This window comes from Bacteroidota bacterium (genome assembly GCA_026391695.1).
Lineage (GTDB): Bacteria > Bacteroidota > Bacteroidia > Bacteroidales > JAGONC01 > JAPLDP01.
The window spans coordinates 17,891-34,690 of record JAPLDP010000062.1 but is presented as its reverse complement, the minus strand read 5'-3'; the positions used below and the strand labels follow the sequence as shown (position 1 = coordinate 34,690).

Genomic DNA, 16,800 nt, shown 5'->3' with positions numbered 1-16,800 from the left:
AATTGACCAACGCAACATGTCCTGAAAAGGACTTTAAGAACACAGACATGAGTTAATGCCAATCATTCGTTTGGCTAAGCTCGCAGGAGAAACTCGCATACCAAAGGCGTTATAACTTGGAAAGGATTTATAGGAGAAATTTATATATAATAACATTATCTGATTTATAATTAATTTTATCAGACCACTAATTTCGGTCAATATGAAAAAACAACTCGACAGGATTCCCTCTCTTTTTATTTGTATAATAGGCTATCTATTCACCCTTGTAGGCGTTTTAATGATTGCCAAATTCATACCATTCGATTCCCCTGTATTGACTGCTTTAATCCTTGACTTAGCAGCGACTGTCATCATTTTCATCTTCAGTGTATCATTCAATAATTCGAGCTTTTATGACCCTTACTGGAGTGTGGCGCCGGTTCCAATCCTAATCTATTGGTACATATCTGCAGGACATACAACAGTTAATCCTGTTCGTCAAATACTTATTATCACCCTGGTGGTCATTTGGTCAGTACGACTGACCTATAATTGTTTCCGACGCTGGAAAGGTATGCAGGATGAGGACTGGCGGTATGTGAATTACCGTAAAAACACCGGCCGCTTTTACTGGGTCATCAGCTTCTTTGGTATACACCTGTTCCCGACATTGATCGTATTTCTGGGATGCCTGGCTGTATATCCGGCACTTGCCTTAGATTCATCGCCGATCGGTATCTTTGATGTGATTGCAGCTATCATAGTTTTGTCAGCAATTATCATTGAAACTGTTGCCGACCGTCAACTACAAATATTCATCAGCAAACCTGCAGGAAATTTCCTGAGTTCAGGGTTATGGAAGTATTCACGTCACCCGAACTACTTCGGGGAAGTTCTGTTCTGGATAGGTCTGTGGGTATTCTCTTTGGTGCAGGAGTGGTGGACTATTCCCGGTCCTGTGGCTATGATTCTGCTCTTCGCCTTCATCAGTGTTCCGATGATGGACAAAAAAATGGTGGAGCAAAAAAATGGATACAGGGACTATATGAAGAAGACATCAGCGCTCATACCCTGGTTCTGATAATGTTCCTCCTCCATTTCCTGTCGCCAAAATTTGTATTGAAATCCACCAATTTCCTCTGGTCTGGAGTTTTCCGGTTAGTAAGCCCCCGCCATAAGAGTAATTTTCATTTTCAACTTCACTGGTTCGATTTATCGACAAAATTTCTTATCTTTAGCCTGAAATCAAACCAAAATAATTGTTTCAATATGAACCCCATTTCCCATTTACACTTTTAATTATCTTTATCCATTCATTAAAATATGATTTCTTAAAACTAACTATGTCACAATTAATTGCTATGAAAGAAAACAAAATGATCCTTATGGTCGAGGATAATCCCAGCGATATCGAACTGACTAAACGCGCTCTGAGAGGTAATAATATTTTAAACGATATCGTTGTTGTTGAAGATGGCCAGGAAGCCCTTGATTACCTCTTTGGCACCGGTGTTCATGCCGGCAGGGATTTAACCAAAATGCCCTCGGTAATCCTGCTGGATCTGAAAATGCCCAGAGTCAACGGACTTGAAGTATTGCAGAGGGTCCGTTCCGATCCACGGACTAAACGGCTCCCCGTTGTGGTGCTGACATCTTCCCAGGAAGACGAGGATATCATCAGGAGCTATGACTTTGGCGCCAACAGCTATATCCGCAAACCGGTCGATTTCATCCGTTTTGCCGATGCTATCTCGCACCTGAGCTTATATTGGCTCTTAATAAATGAACCACCGCCAAAGTAAAATCAAACTTTTAATATTATAAGGCAGATCAATTGATATATGGTCAATTTTTTAACTGTTTTTATGTCGATTAATCCTTTATGAGTAAATATCATGCAAAAATCAATGACAAAAAAACTCTCCGTTCTCATCATTGAAGATAATGAAAACGATGCTTTATTGAATGTTCATCATCTGACAAAAGCCGGCTATGATGTAATTTTTGAGCGTGTTGAAACAGCCGGGGAGATGCAAAAATATCTTCATAAGCAAACCTGGGATGTTATCCTTGCCGATTATAAGATGCCTCAGTTTAGTGTACCGGCAGCTCTCCAGCTTCTTCAGAAAACAGGCCTGGATATTCCTTTTATTGTTGTCTCAGGCGATATCGGCGAAGATATTGCCGTACAAATGATGAAAGAAGGTGCACACGATTATTTGCTGAAAAATAATCTGACACGGTTGGCTTCGGCTGTTGAACGTGAAATGAAAGATGCCGTTATCCGGCATGAGCGTAAACAAATTGAACAGGCACTGAAAGACAGCGAAGAACAATACCGGACCATCTTCGAAAACTCCATTGAAGGTATATACCGGTCATCTCCGGAAGGGTACTTTCTGACCGTCAATCCCTCTATGGCGAAAATGTTCGGCTATGAAACTCCCCAAGAGCTGATGCGGTCCATAAACGATATCGAACATCAAATCTATGTCAATCCCGAAAAACGACAACAGCTGATGATGATTCTTAAGAAACAAGGCCTGGTCAGGGGATTTGAAATCGAAGTATACACTAAAGACAAGCGAAAGATCTGGATTTTAATCTCTGCATTTGCAATGAAAGATGCTGATGGACAAATTTTGTTTAATGAAGGGAATTGTATAGATGTCACAGAGCATAAATTAGCGGAAGAGAAAATCAAACAGCAACTCGGTGAGCTTAAACGGTGGTACAATGTGACACTGAAACGGGAAGACCGTGTCAGGGAACTCAAAAACGAGGTCAATCAGTTGCTTGAACGGTTGGGTGAATCTCCCCGTTATGCTGACCAGGATATATAAATAATTGTTTATCATCTGGCTTAAAATATAGAATATACATGAAAAACAAACCACCTCAGGAAGATTCATCCTTATATCAGGAGAAAAAGAGGTTAGAACAATTGTCCTTTCTGGCTGACATTTCCCGTCGATTAACTTTTATGGAAACTGCCGAAGTAATCTGTTCATTTGTTTGCAATAAAATAAAGGAGTTGGCTGGTCGTGGCTATGTATTTGTTACTCTTATGGATGAATCTACCCAGACTCTTTCGCTCAGGGCCATGGAGGGTCTTCAGGATGAAGGCATTGTAAATAACATCTTGAGGATTCTGGGCGCCGATCCGCGGGGTATGGCGTTTTCGGTTAATGATATCATAGATGACGAACTTACTGCCTACCGCAGCGGCAAGATGGAGTTAATTCCGGGAGGAACCTACGCCTTACTTATGAGGAAGTTTCCGAAAGCTGCATGCGATATGGTCGACCGTCTGCTGAATATCAGTTCCGTGTACACCATTGGATTTATCCATCACAACCGCCACCTTGGCGGCGTAATCATCCTGACAAATTCACAAAACGACATTGAAGAAAACAGAGACATTATTGAAACTATCCTTAGCCAGGCTTCAGTGGCTCTCAGCAGGATTTTTACTGAACATGTTCTCCAGGAGGATGAAAAAAAATACCGGACGATAGTCGAGAACATGTATGATGTTTTTTACAGGACCGACAAAGAGGGTAATATTATCTATGTGAGTCCCTCCGGCGCAAGACTTCTGGGCGTCGATTCTGTGGAGAAAATCTATCATATGAATGTGGCGAAAGACTTCTACACAAATCCGGAAGAAAGAAATACGCTTCTACAGAAACTTTATACCGATGGATCAGTGATCGATTATGAAGTCGCACTTAAACGGTTCGATGGCAGTATAATTTTCGTCTCAACAAATAGCCGGATGGTTCGGGATGATAATGATAAAGAAATTGGTGTGGAAGGGGTGTTCCGTGATATCACTGAACGGAAAAATAATGAAGAACTATTGCGCACAAATGAGCTGAAAATCAGATCGCTGCTTGAAGAGTCAGCAAGAGCTCAACGCGCCCTGCTGAGTATCCTGGAAGATGAAATGGAAGCTCAGGATAAAATACGCGTATTGAACGAAGAACTCGAGAAAAGAGTCCTTGAACGCACCAGAGAACTTGACCTGACAAACCAGAACCTCTTGCTTAAAACAGAAGAACTTGAGGATAAAAACACACGGCTGGCAGATGAAATATCCGAACGAATACGTATCGAAGAAGAACTCAAGAAAAAATCAGAAGAACTGGAAACATTCAATAAAGCCATGGTGGGCAGAGAACTTCGCATCATTGAAATGAAGGAAGAAGTCAACCTGCTATGTGCTCAGCTCGGAATTAAACCTAAATATGTTATGGACTGGAAGGATAAAAAACAGGAATCATGACAAAAAATTACAGATAATACCTTCTTTATGAAAGAAAAGAAGAAAAATCCTGAATATACTTACAGCGGCATGGAATTACTGTTACGTGAAGGCATTGTATTATCTCCCAATCCTGCAATGATTCATGCAGAAAATGGCGAAGTGATTCTGATCAGCAAATCATTGTCCGACATGACAGGTTATACACTTGAGGATATTCCTACCATAAAGGATTGGGTATATAATGCCATTGACATAGATTATGAAGAAGCTCTGAACATCTTTACAGAGCTGTCAGAGAAACATGTCCCGGATCATAAAATGGAGTTCACCATCAGGACTAAAACAGGTGACAGAAGACAATGGGAGGTCGCGTTTGTTCCACTTGGCAAATTGCCTGACGGAAGGAAAGCTTTCCTCAGCGTGGCCGACGATGTATCTGATTTTAAACAGGTAGAGGAAGATTTAAAAAAACTGCGTGAAGATCTTGAACAATTAATCGATGCACGCACAAAGGATCTGGATAATTCCAGAAAAGCAGCAATGAATCTGATGATGGATGCCAATCTTCAAAAACAAGTTGCAGAAGAAGCACTTTATATGCTCGAAGAATCCAACAGGGAAATAAAAAAACTTTCCCGAGCTGTTGAACAAAGTCCTGCTACTGTCGTCATCACCGATCTGCAGGGAAACACCGAATATGTCAATACCACATATACTGAGATAACAGGTTATACTTCCGAAGAAGCCATCGGCATCAATCTTCCCCTTTCAAATGCCCGCGATTATCCGGATAACGATTTCCAGGAACTTTGGAAAACCATTCAATCAGGTAAAACCTGGCGAGGAGAATTAAAGAATAAAAAGAAAAACGGCGAAATATATTGGGAATCGGCTTCGGCTTCGCCCATTTTTAATGAAAAGGATGAGATCACACATTTTGTGCTGGTGCGGGAAGATATCACTGACCGTAAACGCATGGAGAATGAGCTCATCGCCGCTAAAGAGGAAGCCGAAGCAGCCACTAAAGCAAAAAGTGATTTCCTGGCCAATATGAGCCATGAGATCAGGACTCCCATGAATGCCATTCTTGGTTTTGCCAACCTCCTGAACAGGCATATATCCGATCCCCAGCTTAAAAGCTATATTGACTCCATACATTCCAGCGGTAAGAGCCTATTAGCCCTGATCAATGACATTCTGGACCTGTCGAAAGTAGAAGCAGAAAAAATGGAACTTAATCCGCACTATATTGATCCCATTCCATTGTTCAAAAACATGGAAGATACCTTCTCGCTTAAAATAGGCAAGAAAAAAATCAATTTCAGCATTCATTTAGATCCCGACCTGCCCGAATCAGTTTACCTCGATGATGTGAGAATGAAGCAAATCCTCTTCAATCTGCTGGATAATGCCATTAAATTCACCGAAAAAGGTTATGTCAAACTGACGGTTGAAGCCGTCAACCGGAATAAGTTATATGTAATGGATGAACAAAAAGAAGTTACCGACCTGATCATTAAAGTTGAAGACACAGGCATAGGTATTCCGATAGCGGAACAGGATAGGATCTTTCAGTCATTTACTCAGGTAAGGCGTCAGGATTATAATAAATATGGCGGTACAGGACTGGGCCTGACTATCTGCAAGAGACTGGTGGAAATGATGAATGGGGAGATTTCTGTTGAAAGTGAAGTAAATAAGGGGAGCACGTTCATCATCAAACTTTGGGAAATCCCTGTCTCAGATGAAATCACCCGGAAAGAATCCAGGCATATCATCGATCCGGAAAAAATCAAATTTCATAAAGCCAAAGTACTTATAGTTGATGATATCGACAGCCATCGGCAGTACCTTTTGGAAGCATTGCACGATACAGCTCTTGAAACTATTGAAGCCCATAACGGAGAAGAAGCTGTCCCTCTCATCAGGAAGGGGGATTTCTCGTTGGTGATAACCGATATCGGGATGCCCGGCATTAACGGCTTTGAACTACTCAAGATCATCAGAAATGATGAAAAATTCAAACACATACCTGTTATTGCCCTCACTGCATCGGCTATGTCATCGCAGATTAAAAGAATACACCAGTACGACTTCAATGGACTGTTAATAAAACCTGTCAGCCTGGATAGCCTGTATAATGAACTGATCAAATACCTCCCGCATACTATTCCGGATGAACAGGCAGAGGAAGCAGGTGACATTGAACCTATATCACAGGAGGCATTGAAAAGCCTGCCTCAGATTATCGGATATCTGGAAGGCGATTTGATGCTCTCATGGAATAGAATTGAAGAACAACTATCTGTTGAAGATATCACACTATTCGGTAAACAAATTTCAGAACTGGGTTCAAAATACGACATTCAGTTGCTGATCCGTTATGGAATACGGATAAAGCAGTCGGTAAATAGCTTTGACGTGGAAATGATGATGTCCGATATGAAAGATTTTCCGAAAATTATTGAAAGTCTGAAAAAAGCTAATGAACAGGTTTAATCCGATTTGCTAAGATATCTGAATATTAGACATTTAATACCGCGAACCACTTTTTGTTGCCAGAAAATACCTCTCAGGCCCTTCTTCTTTCATTCTGTTTTGAACATCTATCCAGCGTTTTTTCAAATGTTCATCGAAATTGGTCGTTTTACATGGGAACTCCGGGCATTGAAAACAGAAATCAACATGCCTGGCTACAGCACAGCTTTTCACATTACAGGCCTTGTATAACTGGCAGGTGTCCATACGGCAACCTTTGCAGTGCCCTTTGGCAAAATATGACACCATCTCCTTGAAATATGGATAGAAAAGGAAAATCGGTTCATGCAATAACTTTACAAACCGTTCGGCATATTTATCAAAATCACCCAGGGCTTCCTGCAGCTTTTGGCTGTATTCTCTGATCGGTCCCCCTTGAAAAGCAAAACATTTTGAACAATACAGGCCACAGGGACCAAGGGCATCCAAAATCTCTTCAGGGCTTGCTGTCTGAGCTTCACTTCCCTCCGTTTCCAGGAATTCGACAGGTGCGCCATCACTCAGGACGAAAGCAACCCTGATGCCTTTGGAAGGACTGTTGGGAGATATAAGGATCTCATGCCCTTCAAGAGCCTTCTCAAGATGGTCTACCTCAAAGGCAACATGAGGCACAGTCCTGACAATCTCCGGTAAAGGGCTGCCGGCCTCGAAACGTATCCACTCAATGTGAAATGGGCTTTCATCATAACCCGATACAAACATTTTGAATGGCTCCAGGTAAATTTCGTTCGGTCGTGGTGTGTCGGTAGGAATACCCAGGTGATGGTACTTCATCTCATTTTTTCTTCAAAGATATAACATAGGCAGGCATGAACTTTAAATCTCAATCCTATTTCATCTTCCTGATAAATTCAATCAGATAATTTATGGAAGGCCGATTTTTTAACCCTGCTAAAAGATCGTTCTGAACGATTTAATAATAACTTGACCCATCCCAGCAATGGGTGCACAGCTTTTCCTTCGGTAAGCCAATGGCAGCGACCAAATCGCTGAGTTCCTGATATTTCAGGGAGGTGAGTCCCAGGTTTTGCCTGATCTGATCAACCATCAGATGATATCTTTCAGATTGAGGATCACTGTAATCGTTATAGTCAACATCCTCTGTCCCTTCAATCTGGCTTATCGATTTACGTGAAGCCAGTTCCAGGGTGTTTCTGGCACGGGAAAAATTCAAAAACATACAAGGGTAAGTGAGAGGTGGACATGCAATACGCATATGAACTTCTGCAATACCGGCATCAAATAAATCGCGTGTATTATCTTTTAGCTGGGTTCCTCTCACAATAGAATCGTCGCAAAATACACCCTTTTTGCCCTTTATGAGAGCTTCATTCGGTATCAGCTTCATTTTGGCTACCAGATCACGCATTTGCTGACTTTGGGGCATAAAACTGCGTGGCCATGTAGGGGTATATTTGGTATAAGGACGCATATAAGGCATTTTTCTTTCATTACTGTACCCAATGGCATGCCCAACACCACTGTCAGGGATACCGGTAACAAAATCAGCATCCACATCGTCTTTGCGTGCCAGCGCCGCACCACAACGGTACCGGCAATCCTCAACGTTTATCCCTTCATAACAACTGGGCGGGTAACCATAATATACCCATAGGAATGCGCATATCTGCATTTTTTCACCGGCCGCCTTTAGCGTCTGACATCCCTCGGCGGTTATGAAAATAATTTCACCGGGACCAATGAACTTTTCAGTCATGAAATTCAAATTGGCAAAAGAGGATGTCTCTGATGCCACAGCATATGCATGCTCTTTCCTGCCAATGATGATGGGTGTTCTCCCTAACTTATCGCGGGCGACAATAATACCTGTTTCCGTAAGTATCAGCATAGAGCATGAGCCTTTCACAGATGCAAATACATTTTCAATACCCGAAACAAAGTCCTGTTCCTCACTTATAAGCATGGCCACCAGCTCTGTCGGATTGATGACACCCTGACTGTTTTCCGAAAAATGCCTGTGCTTCTTCAGAAATTTTTCTTCAAGTTCGGTAAGGTTGACGATTCTACTGACGGTAGCAATGGCAAACTTCCCCAGATGTGAATATACGACCAGAGGCTGGGCATCCGTGTCACTTATCACGCCTATACCTCCTAATCCCGAAAAGTCTTTCAGGTGATCTTCGAACTTATTCCTGAAATAACCATTTTCAATGCTGTGGATGGCATTCTGAAAACCTTTATCCTGGTCAAAAAATGCCAATCCGGCCAGCTTGGTACCTAAGTGAGAATGGTAATCGGTCCCGTAAAAAACATCGTAAACACAATCTTCTTTTGAAACACTGCCAAAAAAACCGCTCATGGTTGTAAATACTGATTATAGGAAAGTTTATGTCTGAGATGCAATAATAGTGAATTTCTTAATCACTATCGCCCCGGAGTACTATTTTTGAAAATTCCCTTAAGCACTGTTTTAAGAAATTTGTGACAGAATTTACCTGCCGTTTAACCGTTTACCGCAATATGGATGTTATTGATATACCTTTTTCGTCATTTCATTGAAAACAGTTTCAAACATGGGGCAAGCAACGACGTGGGCTCTCCATGGATCACCCTGAAGCTGAAAATAACCGGTGACAAGCTGAATTTTACCATTGCCAACAGCAAAGTGATTCCGAATGAAGACCAGCCTACCGGAATCGGTATTGAAAATGTAAAAAAACGCCTTCAGCTATTGTATCCCGACAGGCATCATCTGATTATTTCTGATGATGAAAGTGTTTTCCGGATCAAGTTGGATATAAATTTATAACTCAATGGAAAGTACCTCTCCGAAAACAAAATGCATAATCGTGGATGATGAGCCCCTGGCCATCAAACTGATAAAATCGCACGTCAAAAAAGTCGACACATTGGAAATCGTGGCCGAGTGCCGTAATGCTCTCCAGGCCATGGATGTCCTCAGAAAAGAAAACATTGACCTGATGTTTCTCGATATTCACATGCCCCAGATAAGCGGGCTGGATTTTCTCAAAATCCTCAGCCATCCTCCAAAGGTCATCCTCACCACGGCATACCGGCAGTATGCTCTTAAGGGCTTTGATCTCGACGTGGTGGATTATCCCCTAAGCCGATTTCATTGGAAAGATTCCTGAAAGCAGTGAACAGGTATTATGAAAGGATGGAAAAACCTTCAGGTAACATCGCAGTATCCCGCCAAACTCCTGCCGAAGAACCATTTATTTATATCCGGGATAATAAAAAAGTCTTCAAAGTATATTTGAAAGATATCTCATATATTGAAGGCTATGGTGAATACATTAAAATCCATGCGGAGGATAAAACTTATCTGACAAGAAAAACCATGCACGAGTTTGAAAAAAATTACCCTATGATCAATTTTTAAGGATTCATAAATCCTATATCGTTTCCATTCCTAAAATAAGCGCCTTCACGTCATTGACAGTCCATATTATGGGAATAGAATTGCCGATAGGCAGGAGCGTTAAAGATACAGTATGGAAAAAATTATTTAAGGACTCAAATCACGGTAGGTGAAAAAGACCGGTCTTCCCTTGCGTATATCGTAATAAGGTGCTATCTGTAAAATTTTATCACTGATTATTAATGCTTTACGAAATATTTTTCATTTTGTTGAAAAATATTTCACTTTCAGCCCCGACCTTTTCGGGTGTTTTGGTATTAATATTTTGTACGGAGTGATTATCGGATATATTATAGTTGCAAAACATAGAATTAATTTGTATATTTGGAACATAAAACTGACCGAAATGAAAAAACAGATTCTTTCCTCAATCGTCCCGGCATGTTTTTTATTGCTTTTCATCATCCTGAACTCTTTTGGAACGCCGCACTCTTCAGCAGTGGGAATTAAAGAGGATTATTTTAAAGTGATGACAACAGGCACATCAAATCCCTCAGTTTCGTATCATCAATCTCTTTTACCACCTGACAGCGGATATCTTGGCTTGACCTTTTCTACTTGGCCTGGCATACCCCGTCCGGATTCGGTTAGGATCATTATTGAGGGATATGGCATTGATACTATCGTACCATGTTGTTCTTATGGTGCTCGATTGCCATGCGGTGGGCCATTTATCAGGTGCAAGGCAGATGGTTATGTTTCCGTGGAAATAGAAAATGTAAACATATATTTTGAACAAACTGTTGATTTAGAAGTTATTTTCATAGAAATGCCTTATCCTGTTATCAGTGTATATGCCGATCCAAATCATCAGCCAAACATACCTTACATCAGTTGGTTTAAAATGCAGGACTGCCATCAATATCAATATGATGATGGCACAGCCGATAGTGTATTTGCATGGCCGGAAGAAGGCAATATGGCAGCAGTAAGGTTCACCCCCGACAGCTATCCGGCGCAAATCCTGGGTGCCGAAGTCAATATTTACGACGGAACCTGGCCTCCCGGTGACCTCTTTGCACCTTTTCAGATGGCACTTTATGATGATGACGGTACGAATGGTCTTCCCGGTACACAGTTGGCCATTACAACGATCGCACCCTACGAGTGGGGTTGGACCTATGCTGACTTCTCATCAGAAAACATCTTCATCACCGAGGGTGACTTTTATATTGTGAAAATTCAGGGTGGTAATTATCCCAACTGTTCCCCGGTGACCGTTGACATGTCGGATCCTGATGGCAGAAGCTATATTCAGGAAATTTCTACTCCGGGAGAATGGCAGCCTGTCGGCTTCGGTGATTTTTTAATTCGTGCATGGCAGAAAAATCAGGACATTGATAAAAATACTCCCCCAGGTGACATTGACAAATCAGGAACCGATGGTGACAGGCATTTATGCCATTATGATATTTATCGCCTTAAACCAGGAGATGAGTTTTATTACGAAAATTGGGTATTAATAAATGATCTTGTCCTGGATGAATTTTATTATGATACCGGTTGGATCAGCCAGGATACTGGATATTACAGGTACGCGGTGATAGCGTCATATTCTTATAATCAGTCCGAACCTGCGATGTCAAATGTGATTCGGAACGCGTTAAGCGTAACCATAAATGTCTTAACCGAATGCAATGAGTCACCCGAAGGAGCTCAAGTGCTCCTGGAAAATGATGACAATAATCCGGCTCATGTATATGAGGCATTAGCTCCCGAAAATGGTATTGTCGTCTTTAGTGATGTTGCTACCGGGTATTATTCACTTTGGGTCGAACTCGCTTATTTTCAACCGTATAGTCATGATAATATCCATATTGCAAACGACACTTCCTTAAGTTTAACATTACATAGTACCTGTTTACCCCCAACTATTATCCCGGATCCTTTGTATCCCGGATCCTTTAGAATCGTTTTCGCCGGCGGTGGTGCAGTAACCCTATATTCCGAAGACTTTGAAGGCGGAATCATACCACCTGGCTGGACACAGGAATTCATCGACAGTACAGTATACTGGACAGTTCAAACAGGCAGTCCTTCCGGGATACCCGACCAGGCACATTCGGGCTTATTCAATGCAGCCTTTGGCGGCACAAGTGCGACAACTATGCTCATTACACCTGAGTTTGACCTTAGCCATGTTTTTTGGCCTAAATTGACTTTCTGGCATACGCAAGCCGGAGACACGGTTCAGGATGAGCTTAAAGTCTATTACAAAAACTCTGACGCCACTCCATGGAAACCATTAACTTCTTTTTCTCAACAAAATATTTCCCAGTGGACACAAAGTGTGGTGACCCTTCCAAATCCATCAGAGCATTATAGAATCGGATTTAAAGGTGAGATTAACAATGGAGGTCTGGGTATTTGCCTCGATGATGTTGAAATACGCGCTGATACAACAATGAATGTTTCCCCACCGTGCCTCATTGGTTTTAATCTTTATCTTAATGGCACACATTTGGGATTTATGACGGAGTTGACATATACTTTCACTGATCTGGTTGTTGGCGAATTTTATGTTATTGGAGTTAGTGCACAATATCCAACATGTGAGTCAATGATCGTCGAATATCCATTTACCTATTATACGTGTGATTATTTTACTCCTCCGCAAAATTTTGGAGCATCAGCCGAAGGCATGGAGGTAAACTTAACCTGGAGCCCTCCTGCAAGTCCAGAACCCGGTATTTATGAAATTGCTTACGATGATGGCGTCCCTGAAAATGCCATAGCCTGGTACGATCCAGGTGCAATGACCGCCGTGAGGTTCACACCTGGAGGATATCCCTGTGAAATCCGCAAGTACCATATGCACATCTTTGATGGGTCATGGCCTGTAGGGAATAATTTACAGTCATTCATGATCCACGTCTATGACGATGATGGTGCAAATGGTTACCCCGGAACAGATCTGGGATCAATGGAAGTGACTCCTGCCAATTACGAATGGGTTGAATTTGATATCGACAGCCTGGATGTGTCAATAGGAAGTGGAGACTTTTACCTGGCACATGAACAATTACATACCTACCCGGATTGTCCTCCTACAGCTGTCGACGAAACATCAGCAGGACAGGGTCGAAGCTATGACCGCGCCGTGGGAGCCAGCTGGGCAACAGGACAGTACGACCTGTATATGATCCGAGCTACAGTTTATGGGCCTTTTGGGGGAGATCATATAGTAAAGTCCTATGTTCTCCCTGCTAAACCCTCTATGTCACCAAATGATGAAGCTGTTTCATTAAGACCATCCGTCAACACAAGCACTAATAATTCCAGCGGAACCTGCCGGTATCTGTTTGATGACGGTACGGTACGTTTCAGCCTCATAGGATATGATATCTTTAGAAATGATGTAATAATTAATGAATCCATTGTCACTGACACTCTATATACGGATATTGTATCCCCCGCAGGCATCTATGAATATAATCTGATCGCAGTGTATGACATGGGTGTAAGCTGTCCCTTTGATACGTCATTGACATTTGAATGCGGAAGCGAATTCCCTACACCGGAGGGAATTTACGCCGACAATCTCAATAATGGTTATATTTTCGTTAGTTGGGACCCACCATCCGAAGAAAATTCACAAAAATTACAGCAAACTCATCAGAAAAACACGCCTGCTTCTTTGAATCCCATAAACAATGGCTCAATTAAATCAATTGCCACGTTTACTCTCATTGGGTATAATCTTTGGAAAAATCAGGAGTTACTGGCCTTTGTATCTGCGCCGGATACCTGCTATTATGATATAGTCACTGAATCAGGTAACTATGCGTATTACGTTTCGGCCCTATATTATTCAGGAGAGTCATGGTGGACTGGTCCTGCAACTGTTTATATAAATGGAATAGGTAGTGTTAAAGGAAAGGTTACTGATGCTCTTACTTCTTTGCCCGTCGATGGTGCACAGATTACACTTTACCCTGGGGGGTATACAGATATCTGTTCTCCGGATGGTCAGTATTTAGTCTTTAATATCCCCCATGGGTATTATATGATGACAGTAGAGAAAGATGGATATTATCCGGCGACATCAAATATTTCCATTCCCTATTATAATATTAACCGCAACATAACACTTACGCCAAACTCCATTGCTTTTTTACCATTCTATGAAAATTGGGAGTCCTTTTCGTATGATGATCAAAATTGGTCTTTTGCACCGTACCAGGGTAACTGGATCATTTTCCCGGAAGAAGGAAACCCATTTCCTTCAGCAGGATTCGTATGTGATAATACGGTGTCAAATTACTCCTTTGCTTTGGTGAGTCCCAATATTTTACTTAATCAGCCTGATGATAGTATCACCCTTGGATTTGACCTGAACATCATCAACAATAGGGATGGTGCCAGGGGCTTAAATAAATTATCTGTTGAAGTATGGAACAACATCTATTGGATTACTGTAGATGAAATCGATGATTCTACCGGAACAAACTGGATAACTTATAATTACGACATCAGCGACTATATTACCTGGCCTTCATTGAAAATCCGGTTTGTAACCAGTGGCGGAGGGTGGGGCGATTATGTTTCATGTCTAATTGATAATATCACGGTCCGTTCAGAATATTTAGTTCAACTTTATGGTTATATAACTGATATACAAGGAGAAATAATTCCATATGGAGAAATTACTGTTGAGGGTTATGAGCCGGTTATGTCCAATTCCTCAGGTTATTATTCTGTTGAGGTCGCATCAGGCTATTATAACGTAACCGCTGAAGCAGAAGGATATTATTCAGATACTATCAAAGGAATAGATATCCGTTATGGTTTGCATTTTGATTTTATTCTTGAAAAGATCCTTTCAGTTCCTCCAGTGATGAATAATACAACTTTATTAATCTATCCCAATCCTGCTACATCCGTCGTTTACTTCAAACTCCCGCCAAACAGTGAAAAGATTATCGTATACAATATCCAGGGGCAAATAATTTACAGGTTAGATACTAAAGGCCAATTATTTATTCAAACCGACCTTTCCGGTTTTGAGAAAGGATTCTATATCGTTCGCTGTATTCTTGATGATGGGAAAGTCTTGACAAAGAAAATGATACTTGAATAAAGGGATGACATCTCCGCGGAGATGTCATCCCTTTATTCTTGATCTATTTCACCGGATTCCCGTCGCCATCCACAAAATAAATATCCTTGATACCCATCTCACGGATACCTTGCTCTATCTTGGCCCTGTCGCCGACGATCACCCATTGTATCTGATCAGGAAGCATCAGCCGTTTGGCTGCATTATTGACATCATCCCATGTCAGCGACCTTATCATGCCGGGATATTTGCTGAAATAATTATCCGGAAATCCATAGTTGACGATTTGTTCAAGTGATCCTTCAATCGACCACATGGATTCCCACAATCCTGCAAGCTGGCATGACTGAACTCATCCTGTGTCACCGGTTTATCACCAATAATACCCTTTACCTCTTTGAGTATCTCCTGCATGGTTTCTTTTGTTTTGTCGGTCTGCACCGGCGCCCACATCATAAACGGCCGTTGTCCGGCCACATCATTAAAGAATGAGTAAGCTCCATAGCTCCAATGTTTGTCTTCACGTATATTCATAAATAACCGCGCACCGGCTTCTGAACCAAATATCTTATTCATGATATCCATGGCGATAGTACCATTATCTTTCGGTGAAGGTGCCAGAAAGCCTGCAAAGACTTCCGACTGTGGGGCTTCGGGCTTGTCAACAATATATACCGCCGGCTTCTGCCCCGGTGCTACCGCTGGTACCTGCTTTCCCGGAATCTGGCCTTTTTTCCATGCACCGAATAATTTCTCCAGCCTGGGCAATATTTCATCCATTGTTATGTCACCTACCACGATGAGTGTTGAATTATTCGGCAGGAACCATTTTTTATGAAAATCCCTGACATCATTCAGGGTGACCTTCGCGACTGTCTCTTCAAAACCGCACCCATTCCAAGGATTTCCATACGGGTGTTCTTCTCCGTACAAAACCTTTGGGTATACCCGGGTGGCTATGCTCGATGGAACGATTTTATCTCTTTTAATTCTATTAATTTGTAACTTTTGTATCCTGTTAAAGTCACTTGCAGTAAATGACGGGGTAAGTATGACCTCTGCAAATAAAGCACATGAAGGGTCAAGATTCTGTTTTAATGTCGACAGTGCAACATAAGAATTATCCAGTGAGGCCCCTGTTGTTATCCGTGCACCAAGGATATTCAGCTCATCGCTGAGCTCAGATCCTGTTCTTTTATTTGTCCCCTCGTCCATCAGATCCGATGTCAGCCTTGATAAACCTGCCATGTCGCCTGCATCAGCCGCATAGCCTGCATCGGTGAGCATCGAAAAGACCACCAGGGGAATTGAATGAACCTCTGCTAAAACCACCTTCAGACCATTGCTGAGTTGGATACGCTGAACTTCAGGAAATCTTGCCAGTGGCGGCTCCTCCGTTGCAGGAAATGTTGAGCGGTCAACACCTTTATCACTGGCGTTGACATCAGGAAACGGAAGAACCTCCAGAGTGTAATCCCCGTCGGTGAGCCATTCCGCAGCCGTATTCTGAAGGTCAGCAGCAGTGGCGTCATACATCCGCTTCAGAAA

General features: G+C 41.9%; 14 protein-coding genes. 10 read left to right on the top strand and 4 right to left on the bottom strand.

The window, feature by feature from the left end:
- Nucleotides 1-202: 202 nt before the first annotated feature.
- From NT175_07800 to NT175_07780, 5 genes are all read left to right on the top strand, one after another.
- A complete protein-coding gene (locus tag NT175_07800) occupies nt 203-1,063 on the top strand; it encodes a DUF1295 domain-containing protein (GenBank protein MCX6234614.1) in 861 nt (286 codons plus the stop codon).
- A gap of 280 nt (nt 1,064-1,343) precedes the next feature.
- Nucleotides 1,344-1,784, top strand: coding sequence for a response regulator (locus NT175_07795; protein MCX6234613.1), 441 nt, complete (start codon nt 1,344-1,346; stop codon nt 1,782-1,784).
- Between the two features lie 105 nt (nt 1,785-1,889).
- The gene (locus NT175_07790) at nt 1,890-2,825 is read left to right on the top strand and encodes a PAS domain S-box protein (GenBank protein ID MCX6234612.1); all 936 of its coding nucleotides are present in this window, start codon (nt 1,890-1,892) and stop codon (nt 2,823-2,825) included.
- A 38-nt stretch (nt 2,826-2,863) separates the two neighbouring features.
- Complete coding sequence (locus NT175_07785; protein ID MCX6234611.1) at nt 2,864-4,270, top strand: PAS domain S-box protein; 1,407 nt, start codon at nt 2,864-2,866, stop codon at nt 4,268-4,270.
- A 27-nt stretch (nt 4,271-4,297) separates the two neighbouring features.
- A complete protein-coding gene (locus NT175_07780; GenBank protein MCX6234610.1) occupies nt 4,298-6,751 on the top strand; it encodes a PAS domain S-box protein in 2,454 nt (817 codons plus the stop codon).
- 33 nt (nt 6,752-6,784) lie between these two features.
- On the opposite strand, the gene NT175_07775 is transcribed toward NT175_07780, so the two are convergent.
- Both NT175_07775 and NT175_07770 read right to left on the bottom strand, forming a co-directional pair.
- Entirely contained in the window at nt 6,785-7,564 is a 780-nt protein-coding gene (locus tag NT175_07775) for a DUF3795 domain-containing protein (GenBank protein MCX6234609.1), read from the bottom strand.
- A gap of 139 nt (nt 7,565-7,703) precedes the next feature.
- Nucleotides 7,704-9,110: an amidophosphoribosyltransferase gene (locus NT175_07770; protein ID MCX6234608.1), complete on the bottom strand. Its 1,407-nt coding sequence runs from the start codon at nt 9,108-9,110 to the stop codon at nt 7,704-7,706.
- A 171-nt stretch (nt 9,111-9,281) separates the two neighbouring features.
- Here NT175_07770 and NT175_07765 point away from each other — a divergent pair, with 171 nt between their 5' ends.
- From NT175_07765 to NT175_07745, 5 genes are all read left to right on the top strand, one after another.
- Nucleotides 9,282-9,560 carry a hypothetical protein gene (locus NT175_07765; protein ID MCX6234607.1) on the top strand — a complete coding sequence of 93 codons (279 nt, stop codon included), beginning with the start codon at nt 9,282-9,284 and terminating at the stop codon, nt 9,558-9,560.
- A gap of 4 nt (nt 9,561-9,564) precedes the next feature.
- The gene (locus tag NT175_07760) at nt 9,565-9,903 is read left to right on the top strand and encodes a response regulator (GenBank protein ID MCX6234606.1); all 339 of its coding nucleotides are present in this window, start codon (nt 9,565-9,567) and stop codon (nt 9,901-9,903) included.
- A 26-nt stretch (nt 9,904-9,929) separates the two neighbouring features.
- The gene (locus NT175_07755) at nt 9,930-10,154 is read left to right on the top strand and encodes a LytTR family DNA-binding domain-containing protein (GenBank protein MCX6234605.1); all 225 of its coding nucleotides are present in this window, start codon (nt 9,930-9,932) and stop codon (nt 10,152-10,154) included.
- A 35-nt stretch (nt 10,155-10,189) separates the two neighbouring features.
- Nucleotides 10,190-10,306, top strand: a complete 117-nt coding sequence (locus tag NT175_07750) for a hypothetical protein (protein MCX6234604.1) — start codon at nt 10,190-10,192, stop codon at nt 10,304-10,306.
- A 233-nt stretch (nt 10,307-10,539) separates the two neighbouring features.
- Complete coding sequence (locus tag NT175_07745; GenBank protein MCX6234603.1) at nt 10,540-15,273, top strand: carboxypeptidase regulatory-like domain-containing protein; 4,734 nt, start codon at nt 10,540-10,542, stop codon at nt 15,271-15,273.
- 43 nt (nt 15,274-15,316) lie between these two features.
- Here NT175_07745 and NT175_07740 read toward each other — a convergent pair whose 3' ends face one another.
- Entirely contained in the window at nt 15,317-15,490 is a 174-nt protein-coding gene (locus tag NT175_07740; protein ID MCX6234602.1) for a hypothetical protein, read from the bottom strand.
- Nucleotides 15,487-16,788 carry a pitrilysin family protein gene (locus NT175_07735; GenBank protein ID MCX6234601.1) on the bottom strand — a complete coding sequence of 434 codons (1,302 nt, stop codon included), beginning with the start codon at nt 16,786-16,788 and terminating at the stop codon, nt 15,487-15,489. Before NT175_07735 ends, NT175_07740 begins: the two co-directional genes overlap by 4 nt.
- Nucleotides 16,789-16,800 lie beyond the last annotated feature (12 nt).